Raw genomic sequence first — 22,165 nt, 5'->3', positions numbered from 1 at the left:
ATAACAGCAGTTGTCTAAATCACTGGAGGTGTTTATGAAAAACGAAATTGATTTTCGACTCATTCTCGATGCGTACGAGAAAATTCACGAACACGGAGAGGCCAAGCAAGGTAAACATGTTCTTGACGGCATTACTGCTTTTACGGATCACGATGGCTACACGGTGTTTTTGGAAGGGCATGGCGTTAAATTACGGCTAGAATTCCATAATAAGTATCATCTGGATTATGAAAAAGGCGACCAATTGGACAAGTTTATTCGCGCCTTGAAAAATATTTCAGAGGGTTATGAGACCCCCGGCCTGGAGCGAGGATGAGCAAAAAACGTTATACCGCCTGGGAGGAAGTCGCACACGCCCTGACGCACGGAGTAGGCGCGGTGCTCAGCATTGCTGCATTGGTGGTCATGTTGACCTGGGCAGGGGCCTATGGTGATACCTGGCATATCGTTGCAGCTAGCATTTACGGTGTCAGCCTGATCATTTTGTACACGGCCTCGACGTTATACCATGCGTTCCCGTGGCCGAAGTTGAAAGGGTATTTTCAACAACTGGATCACGCAGCCATTTTCTTATTGATTGCCGGAACCTATACGCCGTTCCTGCTGATTAATTTGCGCGGAGCCTGGGGCTGGAGCCTGCTGGCGGTTATTTGGAGCATCGCCCTGATTGGGGTGGCCATAGAGTTGTTTGTTAAGACGGCGCCTAAGTGGCTCTCGTTGACGCTATACCTTGGTCTTGGCTGGATGGCACTGGTCGCCATCAAACCGATGCTGGATAATGTTGCTCCTGCGGGACTGCTGTTACTGCTTGCGGGAGGATTGGCTTATACCTTCGGTGTGGTTTTCTACGTTTGGAAGTCGCTACCTTATCATCATGCCATCTGGCATTTGTTTGTGCTGGGTGGCAGTGTGCTGCACTTTTTCTCAATTTTTTACTACGTATTACCGCAGCCGGACCTGCTGACACTGAGCGGATAAAAAATTGCCCGCACGAGGCGGGCAATCAATTATGGTCGTTCAGAGGCTTAGCTCTTTGGCTCTCGGCTCAGACGCTTACGTTCATTTTCAGTTAATGCACGCTTACGGATACGGATAGAAGCTGGTGTCACTTCAACCAATTCATCGTCGTTGATGAATTCCAGGGCCTGCTCCAGCGTATAACGAATGGGTGGGCTCAATACCTGAGCGTCATCCGTTCCTGAAGCACGAACGTTCGTCAGCTGTTTACCTTTCAAACAGTTAACGGTTAAATCGTTCGAACGGTTATGAATACCGATGATCTGGCCTTCATACACTTCGTCACCGTGAGAAGCGAACAGCTTGCCGCGCTCCTGCAGGTTGAACAAGGCGTAGGTCAACGCTTTACCCTGAGCGTTCGAGATAAGAACACCGTTTACACGTTGGCCGATGGTGCCACCTTTGTGCGGACCATAATGATCAAACGTGTGGTACATCAAACCGGTGCCTGAAGTCAGTGTCATGAACTCGGTCTGGAAGCCGATCAAGCCGCGGCTTGGTACTTCAAAGTCGATACGCACACGACCTTTACCGTCCGGAGTCATGTTGGTCATCTCGGCTTTACGCAAGCCAAGTTTTTCCATCACCGCACCTTGGTGCTGTTCTTCGATGTCGACGGTCAGTGACTCGTACGGTTCCATCTTTTGGCCATCTTCGTGTTTGATGATAACTTCCGGACGCGATACCGCCAGCTCAAAGCCTTCACGACGCATGTTTTCGATCAAAACACCCAAGTGCAATTCGCCACGGCCAGAAACGCGGAATTTATCCGGGTTGTCCGTTTCTTCAACGCGCAACGCAACGTTGTGGACCAGCTCCTGCTGCAGACGCTCAAGGATCTGACGAGAGGTCACAAATTTACCTTCTTTGCCGGCAAACGGTGAGGTGTTGACCTGGAAGGTCATGGTCACTGTTGGCTCGTCAACGGTCAGCGGCTTCAATGCTTCTGGTTTACCTAACGCACAAACGGTATCGGAGATTTTTAATTCACCCAAACCGGTAATGGCGCAGATGTCACCCGCGTGAGCCGATGTGGTTTCAAAACGATCCAGGCCAAGGTAGCTAAATACTTGGCCGATCTTACCGTTACGTTTCTCACCATCGGCACCAACAATGGTGACTTGCTGGTTAACTTTAACGCTGCCGCGTGTCACACGACCGATGCCAATAACACCAACGTAGCTTGAGTAGTCAAGCTGAGAGATCTGCATTTGCAAATCACCGTCTGGATCAGCGTCAGGGTGGCTCACTTGGTTAACAATGGTTTCGAACAGCGGCGTCATGTCGGTGCCGACGGTTTCTTCTTCCCGCGTCGCCCAACCGTTTAATGCTGATGCGTAAACAACCGGGAAGTCCAACTGCTCATCGGTAGCGCCGAGGTTGTCAAACAAATCGAAAACCTGATCCATAACCCAGTCAGGACGAGCGCCCGGACGGTCAATTTTGTTGATAACAACAATCGGATTCAAGCCGTGCTCGAACGCTTTTTGCGTTACAAAGCGGGTTTGCGGCATAGGACCATCGACCGCGTCGACCAACAGAAGGACAGAGTCAGCCATTGATAATACACGTTCTACTTCACCACCGAAGTCCGCGTGTCCTGGCGTGTCCAGAATGTTAATTCGGTAGTCCTGCCAGTTGATCGCGGTGTTTTTTGCCAGGATGGTAATGCCGCGTTCTTTTTCCAGGTCGTTGGAGTCCATGATGCGCTCTTCGAGCTCACCACGACTTTCTAACGTGCCTGATTGTTGAAGTAGTTTGTCGACCAGTGTTGTTTTACCGTGGTCAACGTGCGCAATAATCGCAATGTTGCGAAGTTTATTGATATCAAATGCCTGAGTTGTCATTAAGAAAGCCTGTGTTTGTCGGAGTAAACCCTCCGACAGAGGGTTGATAAAAAAGAGCGCCGTATTCTACCTGTTTGCTTGGCAATTAAAAAGGCCTTGTTCGTTTTTTACGCAAAAGATTCATAATAGAAATTAGCTGGTTTGCACCAAATTGGTTTATAATGTTCCATAATGGTGCAATTAAAATCGGTTGCGGTATTCTTGTTAATGGTAAGTGTTTGATATTAAAGAAAATGCATTTTTGGTACGCAACTTGCTCTAACTGGAAAAGCTAGAAAAGATCATGACAGACATCACGCCAAAAGTGATCAATACTGTCAAACGTATAGATACAAACTACAGTTATTCTGTTTTTATTCATTGATTCCGCTGGAGGAAAACATGTCAGCAAGCAAGATTTTCGACGCCATAAAAGAGCATGACGTCAAGTTCGTCGACCTGCGTTTTACCGATACCAAAGGTAAAGAACAGCACGTAACGATTCCGGTGTCGCAAATCGACGATGATTTCTTCGAAGAAGGCAAGATGTTCGATGGTTCATCAATTGCCGGCTGGAAAGGCATTAATGAGTCTGACATGGTGTTGATGCCAGACGCCGACTCTATGGTTCTTGATCCGTTCACTGATGAAATGACGCTGAATGTACGTTGCGACATCCTTGAACCAGAAACCATGCAGGGTTACAGCCGCGACCCACGCTCCATCGCAAAACGCGCGGAAGAGTTCTTGCAAGCATCAGGCTTTGCTGACAATGCGTTCTTCGGTCCGGAACCTGAGTTCTTCTTGTTTAATGATGTACGTTTCCACACCGACATGAGTGGTTCGTTCTACAAAATTGATGCTGAAGAAGCGAAGTGGAACTCAGGCCGTGAATATTCGGAAGGTAACCTGGCACACCGTCCAGGCGTCAAAGGCGGTTACTTCCCGGTTCCTCCGGTTGATTCGGCACACGATATCCGTGGCACCATGAGTCTGGTCATGGAAGACATGGGTCTGGTGGTTGAAGCACACCACCACGAAGTGGCAACCGCTGGTCAGAATGAAGTGGCGACGCAGTATAATTCACTGACCAAGAAAGCCGACGAATTGCAGGTTTACAAGTATGTTGTGCACAACGTCGCGCACTCATACGGCATGACAGCGACCTTTATGCCAAAGCCGTTAGTCGGTGATAACGGTTCAGGCATGCACGTTCATATGTCGTTGCAAAAAGACGGTGAAAACCTGTTTGCCGGTGACCAGTATGCCGGTCTGAGTGAAACCGCGTTGTATTACATCGGTGGTATCATCAAGCACGCTCGTGCCATCAATGCGTTCTCAAACCCATCGACGAACTCGTACAAGCGTTTGGTTCCGGGTTTTGAAGCACCGGTGATGCTGGCCTACTCAGCGCGTAACCGCTCTGCGTCGATTCGTATTCCATTGGTTTCAAGTGCAAAAGCACGCCGCATTGAAGTCCGCTTCCCGGATCCAAGTGCCAACCCATACCTATGCTTTACCGCTCTGTTAATGGCCGGCCTTGATGGTATTCGTAACAAGATCCACCCGGGCGATGCGATGGACAAAGACTTGTACAACTTACCGCCGGAAGAAGCACGTGATATTCCTACCGTTTGTCACTCGTTGGAAATGGCACTGGAAGCGCTGGATAAAGACCGTGACTTCCTGAAACAAGGCGGTGTCATGGATGATGACATGATCGATGCTTATATTGGGCTGAAGTACAACGAAGTTGAAACACTTAAGAAGACAACCCACCCGGTTGAATTCGATATGTACTACAGCTGCTAAAGGCTTTGGGGGAGGGTTCGCCCTCCCTTTTTTAGCGATCAATGTGCACTATTTTGGTGCAGTACTGAGTTGAGGACAGCTTATGTCGCCACAGAGTCACGAGATCCTGGATGCGCTAATGACCGCGGTGGTCGTGTTGGATGACTCATTGAACATTCAGTACGTCAATGCGGCGGCTGAGTCTTTGCTTGATCACAGTGCCCGACGGCTGGTGAATGAACCATTTGCCAGTAGTTATGTGTCGACAACATTAGCGATGGAACAGCTCGACGATTGCCTGACTGATCAGCAAACGGTGGTCAACTCGGAAGCAGAATTCGTGCTGCACTCCGGTCAGAAAGTGACGGTAGAAGTCAGTGTGCAATGTATCGCATTGACAGGGGCGGAACAGCTTCAGTTGCTGTTAGAGCTGCGGCAAGTTGACCTGCAACGGCAAATTTTACGGGAAAATTCGCAGCGTCAGCAACTTTTTGCAACTCAGAGTCTGTTGCGTGGCATGGCGCATGAAATAAAGAACCCCCTTGGTGGGCTGCGTGGCGCTGCACAGCTGTTGGCAAGACAACTGACGGCACCGGATCTTATCGAATATACCGATTTAATTATTGCGCAATCGGATCGCTTGCGGAGCCTCATTGACCGATTGTTAGGGCCGGCGCGACTGGAACAACCTCAGCCGGTCAATTTGCATGAGCTGCTTGAGCGTGTTGCGCAAACACTGTCCTACGAATACGAGGAGACACTTAAGTTACGGCGTGACTATGACCCTTCGCTGCCGATGTTGTGTGGCATCTCGGATTCCCTCGAGCAGGTATTTCTGAACATTGCCCAAAACGCCGCGCAGGCGATGAATGGTGACGGCGAGATTCATTTAAAAACCCGCGTGGAGCATCAGTTAACCCTATTTGGTCAGCGTTACCGGCAATGCGCGGTGGTTACTATCAGTGACAATGGCCCCGGTATCCCCGAGTCACTGCAAGCACAAATTTTTTACCCGATGGTGAGCGGTCGTACCGGCGGCACCGGTCTGGGATTGTCGCTGGCACACAGTCTAGTGCACCAGCATGGCGGTAAAATCGAGTTTGAATCCAACGCCGGCGCGACACGGTTTCAAATCTATTTGCCCTATCGAGAATTAGAGGAGCATGGCGATGGCACAAACCGCTAAGCTTTGGGTGTTGGATGATGACGCTTCAATCCGTTGGGTATTGGAGCGAACCTTTGCTGAAACAGAGTTTCAGGTACGTTGCTTTGAACAGGCGGGCGAGTTGTATCAGGCACTGGAAACGGAGCAACCTGATGTGTTGTTAAGCGACATCCGTATGCCCGGAGATGATGGGCTGGAGGTATTGCGTCGCTTGCAAAAACAGTTACCTGAGCTACCTATCGTCATTATGACGGCTCACTCCGATTTAGACACCGCGGTCAGCGTTTTTCAAGGTGGGGCTTTTGAGTATTTGGCCAAACCGTTCGATCTTGATGAAGCTTTAGCGATGGCGCGGAAGGCACTGCAACATGCCCGCGCAACGCCGATTGCCGATACGGGAACCACTGCCGAGACCCAACTGATTGGTGATTCGGCAGTGATGCAGGATGTGTTCCGGGTTATCGGGCGGTTATCGAAATCCAGTGTCAGTGTACTCATTACCGGCGAAACCGGAACGGGCAAAGAGCTAGTGGCCAGAGCGCTGCATCAGCACAGCCCGCGGGCAAAGCAACCGTTTGTCGCACTGAACATGGCGGCGATTCCAAACGAATTGATTGAATCGGAGCTGTTTGGGCATGAAAAAGGGGCTTTTACCGGAGCGGATAAGCGTCGCGCCGGGCGTTTTGAGCAGGCCAACCATGGCACCTTATTTTTGGATGAAATCGGTGATATGCCGTTGACCGTGCAAACCCGACTGCTCAGGGTGTTGGCTGAAGGACAGTTCTATCCGGTTGGTGCGCACCAGCCAGTCAGTGTCGACGTGCGGGTTATCGCGGCCACGCATAAAGACTTAAAGTTGGCGGTGCAACGGGGCGAATTTCGTGAAGATCTTTATCATCGCTTAAATGTGATTCAACTGAAATTACCGGCGCTAAGAGAACGTGGTGACGACATTCGTCAACTGACTCAGTATTTTTTAAAAAGCGTGGCACAGGAGCTCGATATCAGCGCTAAGGTGTTGAGTGCGGATGCGATGCAGGCGTTGATGGATTACCAATGGCCGGGCAACGTCAGGCAACTGGAAAACGTTTGTCGCTGGTTAACGGTCATGGCACCGGGGCAGACGGTGCAACGCAGTGAGCTACCGGAAGATATTTTGGTGCCGGCTACGGTGGTTTCGGAACCCCAGCCCGAATCGGTGGTCAACACTTCAGATGGTTGGTCAGACAGTATTGAAAGGGAGCTCAAACGTCGGACAACCCAGCACGATGTGTTAAATCAAATGAGCGAAGAGCTGGAGCGTCAAGCGTTGGTTTTTGCCTTGCAAAAATTTGATGGACATAAGCAAAAGGCGGCGCGCTGGCTGGGCTGGGGACGAAATACCCTAACCCGCAAAATGAAGCTATTATTAACGTAAATCTTTTGTAAAAGGCATCGCTCTTACGCCGAGCTTTGTAGAAGATAAGAGCGATGTTTTCTAAACCAAAAGGCTAACCATGCACTCTGTACTACTGATTGATGACGATCACGAAATGTCAGCGATGCTGACGGAGCTATTCAAACGCGAATCAGTCGAGCTCAGTGTCGTCGATGATGGCGTAAAGGGTCTTGATGCTGCGTTAAATGGCGATTATGAGTTGATTCTATTGGATGTGATGTTGCCGGGCATCGATGGTATGCAATTGTTACAACGCCTGCGTCAGCAGCACCGCGATACGGCTGTACTGATGCTGACAGCTCGTGGCGATGACGACGATCGAGTCATGGGGCTGGAGTTGGGGGCCGATGATTATTTACCTAAACCGTTCAATCCGCGGGAATTGATCGCTCGTGTGCGGGCGTTATTGCGCCGTACCGCAAACACCACGATGCAGGCTGAAAAGCTGGTTGCCGGTGGCTTTGAACTGGACCCGGCAAAAGCTGAAGTCAGCTGTGATGGTCAGTCGTTGGTGATTACCCCCACGGAATTTGATATTTTACGTTGCTTAATGCAACAAGCAGGGCAAATGGTCAGCAAAGATCAGCTGTCAGTCGCTGCACTGGGAAGAAAAATGGGACCTTTTGACCGTAGCCTTGATGTGCACATCAGTAATATTCGTAAGAAATTACCAAGCAAACCTGAGCGCATTCAAACGGTACGTGGTCGCGGTTACCGCCTTACGACACAAGTATGAATGAAGCCCGTAAACGGCCGAAAAGCCGCTGGTATCACTCGCTCACTTGGCGGCTTTTACTGTTATTTTGGGCGCTCCTCTTTTTTACCGCCAGTAGCGGTTATTTTCTTGCTGTCTGGAATCGTGCAGCGCCGGAGCCTAAACCCGTAGCGGAACCCATTCGCCGCACACTGCAACCCTTATTAGAAGACCCCGCGACCTTTTTAAGCTTGCAGCCAGGACGGCTACTGGCCGGGGATTATCGTGTGGCAGCCAGAGTGTTGGAGAGTGGCCAGCAAAAACTGATGCTGGATGACTTTTTAGGGGAGCGTTACAGCCAAACCCTGTTACGCTTTTTGAACTACGACAAAACCATGCAAATGCCGCTGGATGACCGGCTGTTAATTGGGCCGTTTGAGTTGGGTGGTAATAAGGTATTGATAACCAGACCGCTACAAGCCCAAGAGTGGCAAGATCAAGCCAAAGCCGAACGTGAACTCACCCGCGCCCGCGCCTGGACCATTCTGAGCGGCAGTTTGGTGATAGCGATTTTACTGGGCATTTGGCTCATTCGACCGATTCGGCGGCTGAGTGCGGCGACTCGTGAAATTGCCGAGGGCAGTGCGGAACCCCATTTAGCGAAGCTACCTCAGCGACGTGATGAGATTGGTGAGTTAGCACGCTCGCTCGCACAAACAGCCAAAGATCTGGCCACTTCCCGCGATGCTCAACGGCGATTACTGAGCGATGTATCCCATGAGCTGCGCTCGCCCATGGCGCGCATGCAAGTGGCGCTGGATTTAACCGATGCCGCGGCTGATGATCGGCACATGCAGCAATTGCGGCGGGACACTGAGCGCCTCAACTCCATCATCGAGCGCATTCTGTCCTTGTCTAAGCTGGAAAATGGTCTGGTGAATTTAAACCGTGAGGACGTTCATGTCGGTGAGTTGGTTACGCAGCTGGTTGATGACATTCATTATGCCAACGCGGAGCTCGGTCAGCGGCTGCAACAGCACGATGGCGACTGGCCGATATTGCAAACCGATCCTGAGTTATTACGCATGATTCTGGAGAACCTGGTGCGCAATGCGTTGCACTATACAGAAGGTCCGGTTGAGCTGGACTATCGTAGCGTCGGTAACCAGCACCGTATTGCTATTCGGGATCACGGTCAGGGAGTTGCTCCGGAGTTGTTAGAAAAACTGTTTGAGCCCTTTTATCGAGGGGATCCCTCCCGTACCCACAAATCCGGTGTCGGCCTGGGTCTTGCCCTGAGTCAACGAGCGGCGGCCGTGTTAGGCGGTGAATTGTCGGCCTTCAATCGCGATGAAGGCGGTCTTGAGGTTGTGTTACTATTGCCGCACTATTGATGCTTTCGTAACAAACCTGAGACAACTTGTGATCATTAACCGCCCAAATGACGGCAATTCTGACTGGCTAACGTTTTATCGGGATACCGTAAAGCCTTTCTGGCAGCGGGTCGAGCACCGCTCATTGAACAGCTTTGATAACACCGAGTTACACTGGTGTTTTTATAAAGTCAGTGAGCAGGCGCCGCTGATTGTTATCAGTCCAGGCCGTATTGAAGCGACCGTGAAATATCAGGAACTGGTTTGGGAGCTGGCTCAGGCGGGCATTTCCTGCGCGGTTCTCGACCACCGCGGACAAGGCGAATCGCAGCGCTTGAGCGCTAACCCACAGCAGGGACATGTGCACCGGTTCCGCGACTTCGTTGACGACTTTGGAGAGTTTGAAGCGCAGCTCAGCGCGGTATTCCCGCGCAGTCAAAAACGCTGGCTATTGGCGCACTCTATGGGCGGCGCCATTGCGACCCTCTATTTAAAGGACCATCCCGGTCAATTTGATGAACTGATTTTGAGTTCGCCGATGTTTTCCATCAACACCGCAGGGGTTCCGGTTGCGGTTGCTAAAGCCATCGCGGCAGCGGGAAGTTGGTTGAACAGCACGTTGATGCCTAACAGACCCTGGTACTTTTTTGGTATGGGCGATTATGCCCCGCTCAGTTTCGAAAAAAATGATTTGACCCATAGCCGTAATCGCTATCGCGTTTTTCGTGAAGTGTATGAACAACAGCCCACGGTGCAACTTGGCGGACCAACCTTTAACTGGTTGCATCAGGCTTTGATGGCTTGTGAGCAAACGACCGCGAGTGCGATGGATACCGGCTGCGCGGTTACCTTGTTTCAGGCGGGTGCCGATACCGTTGTTTCAGCCGCAGGGCAAAATCGTTTTGCCGAGCAGAATGCGCGGGTGGAAAAAATCGTCATTACGGGCGCTCGGCATGAGCTGTTGATGGAAGCGGATGCCTACCGTCAGCCCGTGGTCGACAAGTTACTCACCATTACGGGTGAGTAGAGCCTTCGACCTGGGCAACAATCTCCGGATCCATATGCACGATAATATCGGCATAAGGGAAGTGCTTCATCAGTTCTGCCTCGACCACATCAGAAATGGCATGGGCTTTAAGCAGGGACAGGCGGTTGTCGAGCTCAATATGTAACTGAATAAAACGGGTTGGACCCGCCTCGCGTGTTCGCAATCCGTGAATGCCAAGTACCCCGTCGACGGCAGTGACGATGTCGACGATCTGACGCTGTGTGGACTCTGGCAATTCCCTGTCCATCAGTGAGTTGAAAGCCTCCGAGCCAATGCGGATTGCGCCGATGATTAAATAGATGGCGATACCGATAGCGAATACGCTGTCCGCCCAGAGTAGTCCCCACCCGCTCAGCAACAGCGCGACAATCACCGCGACATTAAGCAGGATATCCGACTGATAGTGCAGGTGATCCGCTTTAACCGCCTGTGAATCGGTGTGCTTTATTGCCATTCTTTGGATGGTAATAAGCGCTAACGTCAACGCAATCGCGACAACGGATACCCAAATACCGAGATCAATCGATGGCAATTGCGGACCCTGAATGAGCTGTTCGACACTGTGAAAAATCAACAGCATGCTTGAACCGGAGATGAACGCGCTCTGCGCCAGTGCCGCTAAAGATTCGGCCTTGCCGTGACCAAAGCGATGCTCTTCATCCGCAGGCTGAAGGGCATAGCGAATGGCAAAAAAACTGAAAACGGATGCACCACTGTCAAGAATCGAGTCGGTCATGGATGCCAGCATGCTGGCCGACTCGGTTTGTAACCACGCCAGTAGCTTCATGACGATAAGCGTAAAAGCAACCAGAACCGACGCGGTACTGGCCAGCTTGACCCAAAAAGAATACTGGTTTTGATAGTTTTTTTCTGGTTTCACGTTACAGCCAAAAAGTTGCGAGTACGGCGGGCGTTATTTTGATATTCTAGCGCTCTTTAGGCTGTTAATAAAATTATCATGTTGCATTTAGTCCTATTTGAACCCGAAATTCCGCCGAATACCGGTAACGCCATTCGGCTGGCAGCTAATACCAATATGAAACTGCATTTGATTGAGCCGCTGGGGTTTGAACTCGATGAAAAAAAAGTACGTCGAGCCGGCCTCGATTATCGAGATCTGGCCAATGTCAGTATTCATAAGAATTGGTCGGCGTTTTTAGAAAACGTTGAACATGGCCGCATCTTTGCTTGCACAACACGTGGTTCGACACGTTACACCGACGTGCAGTACCAAGCCGGCGACGTGTTATTGTTTGGACCGGAAACGCGCGGGTTACCGATGGAGGTGTTGCAGACCTTTGATCAACAACAATGGTTACGCTTACCTATGGCGGGTAACAGCCGTAGCCTGAACTTATCGAATTGTGTTGCGATTTTCGCCTACGAGGCCTGGCGGCAGTTGGGATTTGAGGGCGCGATCTAAGTGCGCCTTTAGCAATTGCCCGATTTCATTGTTATTAAATGCCAGGTACAGCGGTACGGGATCTCTCAGACGCTCGCGCCGATATGGCTTTTCAGTCCAGTCAGGCAAGTTGTGTTTATAGTCGATAACACCATCGACACGATTTAAGTCCAGCATAGCAAAGCAGTCCAATGGCGCATTGGCTTTATAATAGGACACGTGCTTGGGCAAAAATGTGCGCTGTACGTCACTGCCCGAATAACAAACGGTATGGTCCTGGTTGCCGCTGAGCAGTTCTTGCTCGACCGTGTCATCCGTTGTGAACAGGTATAAAGCGTCGTCCATTGCGATGGGCAGCTCAGAATAGATGAAATCAGCCTCGAACTGATGCTTCTGTACACCAACCAGCAGGTGCGCGCGTTGCTCCAGTAACAAATTGCGTGCGCGAGGCCAATTACTGGCTGAGGTTTCAAGCTCGTCTACGGCATTGGCCAGCAGTTGGCTTATCAATTCCCATAAACTGCCGCTGCCGTCGGCATTGGTCAGGCCCGGCTGAATGGAACTGGCGGCGACGAATTGCGTTGGCATATCGATCGGGCGCAGTTGATCAGGTAGCTCCAATTGATACTGTTTTTTCAACGCCGCCAATCGACCAGATGCTTTCATTGCGCTGAGGCGCTGATAGAGCGGCTCAATCAAGTGTTTATAGCTGTCATGCAGGTAATGGTACCCGGCTTCATCTCGTAAACGGTAAATCACATAGTCGCCGGGATTTTCCAAGGTTAGGTTGCGTAATTGAAAATCGGCGATTAACGCGGCATCGATGCGCCCTGAATTGAGCAGTTTCGCGACTTGCTCGAATTTCGTTTGTTGAAATACCGGCCGGTCAAAGTCGGCATCCTCCAGTACTTTTTCGGCAGCTCGCATGCCGCTTACGTGGGCGACGCTATCAATCGCTTTTATTGTGCACAGGCCACACTCGCTGCGCTTCGCCACAAGCACAATGGAAAATTCGTACAAGCGAAAGGGTACCCGGTTTAACGACGGCAGTTGTTCTTCTAAGTTGGCCAGGCGGCCAAGTTCACCCGCAATTTCACCGCTATCTGCGAGTTGTTCCGCACGCAAACGAGGCAGAGGCTGATAGTTAAGCTCTACCCCTAAATCGGCGTACGCCTCTTCCAGTACCGCAGTGACATAATTCACCATCGGCCCGGGGGTAGGCTCGCGAAAAGTCAGTGATTGTTGAGCTCCGGCAGAGAACACCGATAGCAGGGTGCTCAACAATGCAAGTAAAACAATAAATTTCATACAACAACGGGTCTTTGGATGACAGAATAAGACCGAGTCAGTATACCAGTTTACGGCTGAAAATATCCACGTTGCAAAATTTCGCCATTATTCATCATCCTACGACCCCGGTACCAGACATCGGTGAGTGTGAAGCTGTCCGGGCACAGCAAGTTGAGGTCGGCATCAGCACCGATTTCAATGGTTCCCTTGTGGTCTAACTTAAGCCGCTTAGCCGCATTGCTGGCCGCCACAGCAAAAACCGTTGCCGGTGGAATGTCGTCACGCAGACATTCCTGTACGGTTTCTAGCAGACTGACGGCGCGACCAACCTTTAACCCTCGTAATTGTCCATGGGCGTCAAAGTCCGGCAGGCTGGCATTGGCGTCGGTACTGATGCTGATCTGTGAGACAGCGACACCAAGATCAAGCAGTTTCGCGACGCATTTAGCGGCCGGGATCTCCCCTTCAGCGACAAGCTCGGGTGTCGTCGAGCAGGTAAGGTCGAGCATCATACCTTGCTTGGCAAGGTGAGCTCCCTGCTGCACAAGCCCGGTGTGGCGATTAATGTGAGTTGGATAGAACTGATTAACGTCAACGTCGAAGTCCTGCGTTACCTGCTCGATAAGAGAGAGTTGGCTTTGTTCGTCGCCGACATGCAAAAAGGTAACGCCGGCTTTCCCGCTCAGCAAACCACCAACTTTTGCTTCACTGGCGACCCGGGCGAGTTCGGCAGCAGTAAGCTGTGAGCCGCGCTTGTCAGCGATCGCCAGTTCACCAATGCCTATCATCTTATCGATCAGGATAAGGTCATTGCGAATGCTGCCGGTCACGGTCACGACCGGATACTGGTAGCTGCCGGTATAGCAATAGGTGGTTAAGCCCAGGTTGGACAAACCATGGGCGTTCGCCAGCATATCTTCTAAGGTGCGGGTCGACGCATCGGTGCCAAGCCCGGATACCATGGTTGCGATACCAGCCTCAATGGCGTCGGTAATTGGCATAACCGGCGTGCGAGTGTGAAAACCACCCTCGCCACCGCCACCGTTAAAGTGAGCGAGCGGGTCAACAAAGCCCGGCACCAGCCAGCGTGCTTCTGCATCTATCGTTTCGACGTCAACGCCGGAACCGGTTAAGGTCAGCTCAGGTGCGATAGCGGCAATACTACCGTTGGCCATCAAAACATCGTTTAGGCCCTGATCGGCGGGTGAAAAAACACGGGCGTTTTTAATCAGTGTTAACATAAACTACTTAAATCCTATCAGTACAGCGATAACGATGGCGGCGACAGACATTAACATGAGCATAAGCTGGAAGCGCCAAATCACTTTCAGCCAGTCACCCCAGCCTAATTTGACGGCGCCGACGCATTGACTCACTAAGAATCAAACCTAGCAAGCTCGGTTGCCTCATCTAAAATCAAACTTTACGGGAATGATATTAGGTGATTTATGACGACTACTATGAGCCTTGCCGCTCGCCGCGAAATGTTATTAAGCATCCGGCAGCGGTACTTAGCAGCAAAACGCCCAGAAAAAACCAAGATCCTCGATGGCTTTGTGGCGGCAACCGGTTACGACAGAAAATATGCGCTCGTTCTATTGTGCAAAAAGAGTTCACCAATCGACATCGTATCGCTAAAACCTAAATCCCGACCCGGGGCTCAGGTTTATGATGATCAGTTTCGCCACGTGCTCATTAAAGTCTGGAATACCGCGAATCAAGTGTGCTCAAAGCGCTTTGTTCCTTTTATACCTGATTTGGTTGCGGCGATGGAGCGACACGGCCACTTGCGAATATCAGACGACATACGAAAAAAACTTATGACAGTGAGCGCTGCCACTGTTGATCGAATACTTCAACCTGAACGCTCTCGACAAGTTCAGGGACTGAGCCAAACCAAAGCAGGAGCCCTTTTAAAGAGTAAAATTCAGGTGCGAACTTTCGCTGACTGGAATGACATAGTACCCGGGTTTTATGAAGTTGATTTAGTTGCCCATTGTGGAGATGATGCAAATGGCACGTTTCTTAACTCGCTAGTGATGGTAGACGTAAGCACCGGTTGGCTTGAATGCATGCCGTTGTTAAGAAAAAGTGCGGCGGATGTCATCAACGGCGTTAGCGTTGCTCGCTCTCTTATGCCGTTTCCGTTGTTGGGACTTGATACAGACGGCGGCTCAGAATTTATTAATTACGAAGTTTTGGATTACTGTGAGTCAAACAAAATCACATTTACTCGTTCACGGGCTTATAAAAAGAATGACCAGGCTTTTGTAGAAGAGAAAAACGGCTCTGTTGTTCGGCGCTTAGTCGGTTACGACCGCTTCGAGGGCCCTAAAGCGTGGGCAGCTCTCGCGAAGTTCTATCGTGTGTTACGGAAATACGTAAACTTCTTTCAGCCGTCAGTAAAGCTACTTAAAAAAACACGTACCGGTGCCAAAGTGGCGAAACAGTATGACAAAGCATTGACCCCTTACCAACGTATTTTAAATAGTCCGCACGTAAAGCAAGGCGTCAAAGATGATTTGACCGCAATGTACTTACAACTCGATCCGGTGACGTTAATGTCTGAGTTAAAAGTGTTGCAAAATAACCTAATGACCTTTGCCTGGAATATTAACGGCACAGCCAAAACCGAGCAGTATGCTGATAAGCCGGCTGAACTGAATCAGAGTCATACAGCACCCACAGAGTCAGACGTTCTCGATTACTTTCGTTTTGAAAAGCCAAAAGACAAACGGAGCCTTCCGAGAACCTGGCGGACTCGCAAAGACCCGTTTGAACACGCCTGGGATGATATAAAATTTAAACTCCAACTAGAGCCTCACTGCACAGCCCCTGAAATTATTGAATGGCTCTCAGTTCGTTATCCTGACCGCCACGATATGGGGCAAGTTAGGACCCTGCAAAGACGTATTTCAGCGTTGCGTTTACGTGACCAGACTTATCAGTCTAAACTAACCGAATTAATGCAAGCAGAATGATTTTAGACTGAAATAACCGAACGATTGGCAAAGTGTTATTTTTTAATGAGGCAATACGCCGAGACAGCCAATTAATGAAGCAGACGTTGGAATCACAATATTAGTCAGCCCATCACCAAGTTGAAAGGCCAGTACGGCGATTTGACGACTGACACCGACGAGGTCCGATAACGGTGCCATCAGCGGCATGGTAAGTGCCGCCTGACCCGAACCGGATGCAATAAAGAAATTAAATACCGACTGGAAGACCAACATCAACACCGCACTGCTGGCGGCTGAAAAATCACCGATGGCGCTACTGGTATGGTGCAAAATGGTATTTAGTGTTGATGGCGTAGCCGGGTCGTCGCCGCCAAGCAGCAGAACCAGCCCTTTAGCAAAGCCTACGATTAGAGCCGCCGGCAACAAGTCTTTAGCGCCCTGATTAAACGCGTCAGCGACACCATTGGCTGTCAAGCGTTTACCGACTATGGCTACGAGACCGGCAATAATCCCAATAACAAAAAATTGTGCGGCAATTTCGGGAATGTAATAGGCACGGGTGGTTACGCCCCAGATAACCCAAATTAAGCCAACCAAGAACACCAATAAAATACTGCCGTCGGTGGCACTAAAGCGTGCGTTGATGGTTCCCGCCTGGCCTCTCGCCGCCTGTGATTTGGTTCGTTCGCTGTACCGCAGCGTAAAAACCAATCCCAGCAAGGTAAAGCAGAACCACAATAAACCGCGGTATGCAGCACCGGACAACAGCGGTACTTCGGCGATGCCCTGAGCGATGGCGACGCTGAATGGGTTCATCCATGACGTAGCAAAGCCAATTTGTGTGGCAACATAGGTGATGAGTACCGTCGTGGCGGCGTTATAGCCCAACGATCGCATCACCGGATACAGCACCAGGCAAAATGCGATGGCTTCTTCTCCCATGCCAAAAATGGCGCCACCCAGTGAAAATAAGAGAAACATGGCGACTAAAAACGCGCGGTCAAAGGCCTGCGTTTTTTGAATCAGACGCAATACGCCATTCTCAATGGCCTGTGTTTTTAAAATGATACCGAAGGAGCCACCAACGATAAGAATGAAGGCAATAACGCCAATGGCAGAACCCCATTTGGTGCCGGACACCAACCCTTCGAAGGCAACATTAGCCAGGCCCATGTCACCACCTTCGGCAAATAGCGGTGGTGCACTGGATGCTTCGTCGGCGTATTGAAAACTTCCGGGTTCGATAACGGTTCTTGAGGTTGTGCCATTGGCACTGTCTTGCTCAACGGTTTGTACCGTAAAAGCGCCCGCAGGCACTAACCAGGCGGTTAGTGCTGCGAACAATGAAACGAAGAATAAGATGACCAGCGCATCGGGCATGGCCATCTTTTGGTTATGATTTGTCATCGCGTTTGCCGTTAGAAGTTAACGGTGTAACGTAAACCGACTTCACGTCCCATCCAGTCATGAATTGACGACGCATAGCCATTGGTTGGCGATGACGCATAAGGTGGCTCCTCGTCCAACAGGTTACTGACCGTTAACAACAGTTTGTGGTTGTCCATAATTTGATAACCAAAGCTGGCATTCCAGGTTAGCCAGGAATCGACCTCAGTGTTGCCGCCCCACTGGAAGTCACCGTCGCCCATACTGCTGACATAATGGCCGATCAGACTGGCATCAATTGCGCCTTGATACCACTGCACACCGAAGTCGGCAACAAAATCAGGACGGGCAATTTCGGCAGCCCCGCTTAAACGACCGAGTAAGTCTTCGGGTTCGGCATCCTCGGTGGCCTTACGCTCATAACTGAAGGTCTTTGTGGCCGTTGCAAACAATTTGAATTGGCCATAAGCGTCTGTGTCGAGATCGTAATTGGTGTTGATGTCGAGGCCATCGGTGGTTTGCTCACCAACATTAAAGTAGCCGGTGCGCATATAAAAAATATCACCGTCACCATCGACCACACAGCCAAACTCACCGTTTAATTCAGCAATGGTGTTGACCACAGGCGCGTTACCGGCAACACAGGCGTCCAACGTTGTATTGGCATCGATATCGACAATATCTTCATGGTCGTAACGCCAGTAATCGGCGGTAACTTGCCAGTTTTCAGTAATGTTCCATGACACACCGGTATTATAGGCGGTTGAGTTTTCGGCTTTGAGATTAGGGTTACCGATGGTTTCCTGATCCAGCTCTAATTCGCCCAACGCTGCGCCATTGTCACCACATAAGCTGGCATACGGAGAACCTGCTTCACAGTCAACGTAGGCCGCGGATAATGACGTTCCGGCACCCAACTGGTTAAGCGATGGCGCGCGGAAACCCGTACTTGCCGAAGCACGCAGGACAAGATCATCGGTTGCACGCCAGCGAATCGATACTTTTGGATTGGTGTCGCCGCCAAAGTCGGAATAATGGTCATAGCGCAACGCCCAAATGGTATCAATGGTATCGGTTAACGGCACATGAAACTCACCGTAAACAGCATACTGGTCACGATCGGCAGCGGCCTGACTCGCACCTAACGCAAACACACCGTTGTTGGCGGCAATATCAGCGGGATTATCCCAAATTTCTTCGGTACGATATTCGCCCCCAAAGACGGATTTAACGTAGCCGGCGGGTAATTGGAACAGATCGCCACTGAGGTTAAAATCAAAAGAGGTAAGCTCCGATTCACCACGACGAGGCGCTAATGTGCGTAGCGATGCCAGCACAGCCTCGCTGTTGTCACGCCCCAAGTTGAATGGATTAAACTCGCCAGCCGCCGTTGCCGCATCGACCGCGGCTACTGAATAAAAGCCACCGGTATGCAGAATTTCATTTTCGGTCTTGCCGTAGGCTAACGCGGTTTCCCATTGCCAGTAATCGAATTCACCACGCAGGCCGGCCAATACCCGGATTGATTCATCGGTGTAACTCTGTGTTCGGCGATCCGGAAAACGGGAATCAACATAGATAGGGTCTTCGCTGCCGTCCTGCTGATCGATTTGCTTAGCCCAATCGGGAATCACCGGTGAGTCAGCAGGAACGGTAACCGAAAAGGCCGCACCCGAATCGTAGGCGTGCCCTTCATTCTGTTGGTACATCGCTTCAGCAAAAAACTCAGTGGTGTCGTCGATACGATAAATGTGACTGAGCGTAGCCCCCATGTTGTCATAATCCGGTTGGATCGCACGCTGTATGACGTAGTCATAATCACAACGCTCGCCGGCTACCGCGGTACCGTCGTTGCAGTACGGTTCGGCGTATTCGGTGCCGTCGATTTCAACAAAGGTATTTGACTCATAAGTAACATCGATGGGGCGGTCTGAGTTAAATAGAGCATTTTGTTTGACCACATCAAGAATGACCGTGGTGTTTGAATTCTTGGTGGAGAAACCACCGACATAAGTGGCATTGACACGGCTGGCATCGGAACTGGCGGTGTCATCACCGTACATCAGCGAGAGTTCGTGGCCCTCGTAGTCATCGCGTAGAATAAAGTTAATGACACCCGCGATGGCATCAGAACCGTAGACACTGGACGCGCCGTCGGTGAGTACATCCACCCGTTCAATCGCCGCCATAGGGATGTTGTTCACATTGACAAACGAATCGGAGCCATTGGCAAACGAGCTGACGTTAACACGGCGACCGTTAACCAGCACCAATGTCGAACTGCTTCCTAAACCTCGTAAACTAACCCCGGCTGAACCCGCCGGCGCACCATCAGCACCACCGACGTTGCCGTTGGTGGTAAACGTGCCGGCTGTTGCCGCCTGAGGTAAATCGCGCAGAAACGAACCGATGGTAAGGTGACCACGATCGACAATATCTTCCTGGCTAAATACTTGAACTGGATTAGCACCTTCCATGTCCACCCCTTTTAGGCGTGAACCGGTGACCTGGATAGTTTCAACGTCTTGTTGTTGTTCTGTTTGTTGTGCGTCCTGCGCTTGCTGCATAGCAGCCGCGATCGGGGATAGGCACAGACCCGCTACGGGTACGATCAGACTCCACTTGGACATAATAAATCTCCTTTGTGGTTTTTTAATTATTTTTAGAGAAACCTGCTCAACGGCAGGGAATTTTATGTCACGAGTCCTGTCACAAATCGGACAGACGGCGGCTCATGAATAACGATGAGTTGGCTAGATAGCCAAAGCGGAAGAGGTGATTTGACACACGCTCGCCGCAGTAACCGGGCGGTTACCGTGGCCTATTCGTCAAACCATTCTGACAAGTAGAAGCTATCGTAGTGATAGCTGGATAGTTGATAAGCTTTTTTCAGCATAGTCGTTATAATGTTCTTATTATCGCAGTCAGCATTGACTGTTTTATAGGGATAGCATTAGCGTGAAAGGCTGTCAATTTTACTAAATAGCATAGTAGTGTCGCTCTACGTATGCGGTGATGTATCAACAGAGGTCTGAATTTATGTTCAAGCGCGTTACTCAAAGTCTTGCGTTCGCTGCATTAACGGCAGCCGGAATGTCGAGCGCGGTAGCTCAGGAAAATGACGACAACTATCGCCATTTATTCATGGCAGGTGGTGCACTGACGTTGTGCTCAAGCTTTAATTCCAACAACTGTGATGAGGTTGACTGGATTGATAGCGAAAAAATGCGCACTGACCGTTATTTGAATCTATCCGAGAAATTTCGTCTTGAGGCCACCTCTGACCGAGTCTGGAGCGCCTACCGTGAGGAAACCCGGAAGAAAGTCGTCGATGCCTTGGAGTTGATTCACGAACGGGTGAATGAAGACATCATCTCCGAGCGTGTTTTCGAACGCGAGTTTACCCGCCGGGCGACACTGCCAACGTACAACCTGCTGTCTGACGCCGAGTATGCGAAGATCATTGATCTGCTGGAAGTACCGATGTCGAGTGACTTCCCGGAAGTGGTCAATGTCGACGAATCATTGAACCAAGAGGCTGCATCACTGTACCGCCGCTTCATGGACATTGCCGCTCAAAATGTCGCAGAAGGTAAGCAGCCGGTCGTTTACTTTTCAACCTCAGCCTCTCGTGACCCATATGAAGCCATCGATTTCTATCACAGCTTATTTACCCAGCTTGGCGCCGATGCACGCTGGTTGCCGTTGGATTCAGCGGTGGTTGAAGCGCGCGCAGAAGGCCGTTGTGACGAACTCAACGAGGTTCAGGAAGAAGTGCTCGGTGCGTACGATCGGGATCGGGTCCATCGTGACGATTACCAGCAACAGGTAGAATTTTGTAAGTCCGCGGAAGCAGAGTATGAAATGCTCGCCAATGCCGACGCGATATTTTTTAATGGCGGTGACCAGAACCTGACACGTAATACGTTCGTCAAGGACGATAACAGCCCATCAGATCTACTGCGTATGATCGTCGCCAGAGTCCAGCAGAAGAAGCTGGTGGTCGGCGGAACCAGCGCAGGTACTGCGGTGTTAACCGCAAAACCAATGATTTCCAACGGTACCACAGCATCGGCAATTAAAGATGGCAGCGTCGCCACCAATCCACCGCCGTTCGGCTGTGACCTGGATAACACGTGCCCGGCTAATACCGGCCCTGATACGCTGACTTATCACCCGTTTGGTGGCCTGGCACTGTTTCATTTTGCCAGCCTGGATACACACTTCTCAGAGCGTGGCCGGCAGGGCCGTTTAATTCGATTAGCTGCTGACAGCACTACGCCACTATCCATCGGTATTGATGAGAATACCGCCATGCTGGTAAATCTGGAAAAAGGCGATTTCGATATCATCGGTGAACGTGGGGTGTTCTTCGTTGAACATGCGCAAGGTGCAGCAAACGCCGTCGCGGCAACGTTTCATTATTTGGTCGCTGGAGCGTCCGGTATGATGAACCCGTTTGGCCTGCAAACGGCAGAGTTTTCGAAAGGCAGCAACATCGTTAAAACCGAGCCAACCACCAACTTCTTGAGTGACCGCGGCTTAATCGATTCGATGCGAGTATTGTGTGGCGATCGTAAAGAAATGACGTTATTAAATAACGACTACCGTCTGGTTGCACGCATCGATGACAGCAGCCGTACGGCCAGCGCAGGTGGTGAATGTCAAATCATTAACGGCAAAATTGGTATTGCTTACCAACCAGAAGAGCAGCTATAACCTGCGTTAATCGCGCTGAAAAGTGGGCGGGGGTGGATTGCGTTAAGGCATCG

Annotated in this window: 17 protein-coding genes; 11 read left to right on the top strand and 6 right to left on the bottom strand. The window is 50.6% G+C overall.

The window, feature by feature from the left end:
• Positions 1-34 precede the first annotated feature (34 nt).
• The gene (locus C5610_RS12800; protein ID WP_105307503.1) at positions 35-316 is read left to right on the top strand and encodes a DUF3081 domain-containing protein; all 282 of its coding nucleotides are present in this window, start codon (positions 35-37) and stop codon (positions 314-316) included.
• Entirely contained in the window at positions 313-978 is a 666-nt protein-coding gene (gene trhA, locus C5610_RS12795; RefSeq protein ID WP_105307502.1) for a PAQR family membrane homeostasis protein TrhA, read from the top strand. The genes C5610_RS12800 and trhA overlap by 4 nt, the downstream gene beginning before the upstream one ends.
• Before the next feature lie 47 nt (positions 979-1,025).
• Here the strand turns inward: trhA and typA are convergent, their stop codons facing one another.
• Positions 1,026-2,864, bottom strand: coding sequence for a translational GTPase TypA (gene typA / locus C5610_RS12790; RefSeq protein WP_105307501.1), 1,839 nt, complete (start codon positions 2,862-2,864; stop codon positions 1,026-1,028).
• 381 nt (positions 2,865-3,245) lie between these two features.
• On the opposite strand from typA, the gene glnA reads away from it, so the two are divergent.
• From glnA to C5610_RS12760, 6 genes are all read left to right on the top strand, one after another.
• Positions 3,246-4,655, top strand: coding sequence for a glutamate--ammonia ligase (gene glnA / locus C5610_RS12785; protein WP_105307500.1), 1,410 nt, complete (start codon positions 3,246-3,248; stop codon positions 4,653-4,655).
• Positions 4,656-4,737: 82 nt separating this feature from the next.
• The gene (gene glnL, locus C5610_RS12780) at positions 4,738-5,820 is read left to right on the top strand and encodes a nitrogen regulation protein NR(II) (protein ID WP_105307499.1); all 1,083 of its coding nucleotides are present in this window, start codon (positions 4,738-4,740) and stop codon (positions 5,818-5,820) included.
• Positions 5,804-7,216 carry a nitrogen regulation protein NR(I) gene (gene ntrC / locus C5610_RS12775; RefSeq protein WP_105307498.1) on the top strand — a complete coding sequence of 471 codons (1,413 nt, stop codon included), beginning with the start codon at positions 5,804-5,806 and terminating at the stop codon, positions 7,214-7,216. The genes glnL and ntrC overlap by 17 nt, the downstream gene beginning before the upstream one ends.
• A 79-nt stretch (positions 7,217-7,295) precedes the next feature.
• Positions 7,296-7,973 carry a response regulator transcription factor gene (locus C5610_RS12770; RefSeq protein WP_105307497.1) on the top strand — a complete coding sequence of 226 codons (678 nt, stop codon included), beginning with the start codon at positions 7,296-7,298 and terminating at the stop codon, positions 7,971-7,973.
• Positions 7,970-9,325, top strand: coding sequence for a sensor histidine kinase (locus C5610_RS12765; RefSeq protein WP_105307496.1), 1,356 nt, complete (start codon positions 7,970-7,972; stop codon positions 9,323-9,325). The genes C5610_RS12770 and C5610_RS12765 overlap by 4 nt, the downstream gene beginning before the upstream one ends.
• Positions 9,326-9,353: 28 nt before the next feature.
• A complete protein-coding gene (locus tag C5610_RS12760) occupies positions 9,354-10,331 on the top strand; it encodes an alpha/beta fold hydrolase (RefSeq protein ID WP_262339885.1) in 978 nt (325 codons plus the stop codon).
• On the opposite strand, the gene C5610_RS12755 is transcribed toward C5610_RS12760, so the two are convergent.
• Positions 10,318-11,232, bottom strand: coding sequence for a cation diffusion facilitator family transporter (locus C5610_RS12755; protein WP_105307494.1), 915 nt, complete (start codon positions 11,230-11,232; stop codon positions 10,318-10,320). The genes C5610_RS12760 and C5610_RS12755 overlap by 14 nt on opposite strands.
• A gap of 78 nt (positions 11,233-11,310) precedes the next feature.
• Here C5610_RS12755 and trmL point away from each other — a divergent pair, with 78 nt between their 5' ends.
• A complete protein-coding gene (gene trmL / locus C5610_RS12750) occupies positions 11,311-11,775 on the top strand; it encodes a tRNA (uridine(34)/cytosine(34)/5-carboxymethylaminomethyluridine(34)-2'-O)-methyltransferase TrmL (protein ID WP_105307493.1) in 465 nt (154 codons plus the stop codon).
• Here trmL and C5610_RS12745 read toward each other — a convergent pair.
• Together C5610_RS12745 and iadA are read right to left on the bottom strand one after the other, a co-directional pair.
• Positions 11,707-13,062 (bottom strand): transporter substrate-binding domain-containing protein, encoded by a 1,356-nt coding sequence (locus tag C5610_RS12745; RefSeq protein ID WP_105307492.1) that lies wholly within the window; start codon positions 13,060-13,062, stop codon positions 11,707-11,709. The genes trmL and C5610_RS12745 overlap by 69 nt on opposite strands.
• Positions 13,063-13,112: 50 nt before the next feature.
• Positions 13,113-14,285, bottom strand: a complete 1,173-nt coding sequence (gene iadA, locus C5610_RS12740) for a beta-aspartyl-peptidase (RefSeq protein ID WP_105307491.1) — start codon at positions 14,283-14,285, stop codon at positions 13,113-13,115.
• Between the two features lie 207 nt (positions 14,286-14,492).
• Between iadA and C5610_RS12735 the strand changes: the two genes are divergently transcribed.
• Positions 14,493-16,025 (top strand): integrase catalytic domain-containing protein, encoded by a 1,533-nt coding sequence (locus C5610_RS12735; protein WP_105306620.1) that lies wholly within the window; start codon positions 14,493-14,495, stop codon positions 16,023-16,025.
• Between the two features lie 42 nt (positions 16,026-16,067).
• On the opposite strand, the gene yfcC is transcribed toward C5610_RS12735, so the two are convergent.
• Together yfcC and C5610_RS12725 are read right to left on the bottom strand one after the other, a co-directional pair.
• On the bottom strand, positions 16,068-17,414 hold the full coding sequence (gene yfcC / locus C5610_RS12730) for a putative basic amino acid antiporter YfcC (RefSeq protein ID WP_105307490.1): 1,347 nt from the start codon (positions 17,412-17,414) through the stop codon (positions 16,068-16,070).
• 11 nt (positions 17,415-17,425) lie between these two features.
• Positions 17,426-20,023, bottom strand: coding sequence for a TonB-dependent receptor (locus C5610_RS12725; protein ID WP_105307489.1), 2,598 nt, complete (start codon positions 20,021-20,023; stop codon positions 17,426-17,428).
• Between the two features lie 409 nt (positions 20,024-20,432).
• Between C5610_RS12725 and C5610_RS12720 the strand changes: the two genes are divergently transcribed.
• The gene (locus tag C5610_RS12720; protein ID WP_105307488.1) at positions 20,433-22,112 is read left to right on the top strand and encodes a cyanophycinase; all 1,680 of its coding nucleotides are present in this window, start codon (positions 20,433-20,435) and stop codon (positions 22,110-22,112) included.
• Positions 22,113-22,165: the final 53 nt, after the last annotated feature.

The sequence above is a fragment of the Idiomarina sp. OT37-5b genome, from assembly GCF_002968395.1.
Lineage (GTDB): Bacteria > Pseudomonadota > Gammaproteobacteria > Enterobacterales > Alteromonadaceae > Idiomarina > Idiomarina aquatica.
Note: the sequence above shows the minus strand (reverse complement) of the source record. Positions and strands in the feature narration are given on the sequence as shown.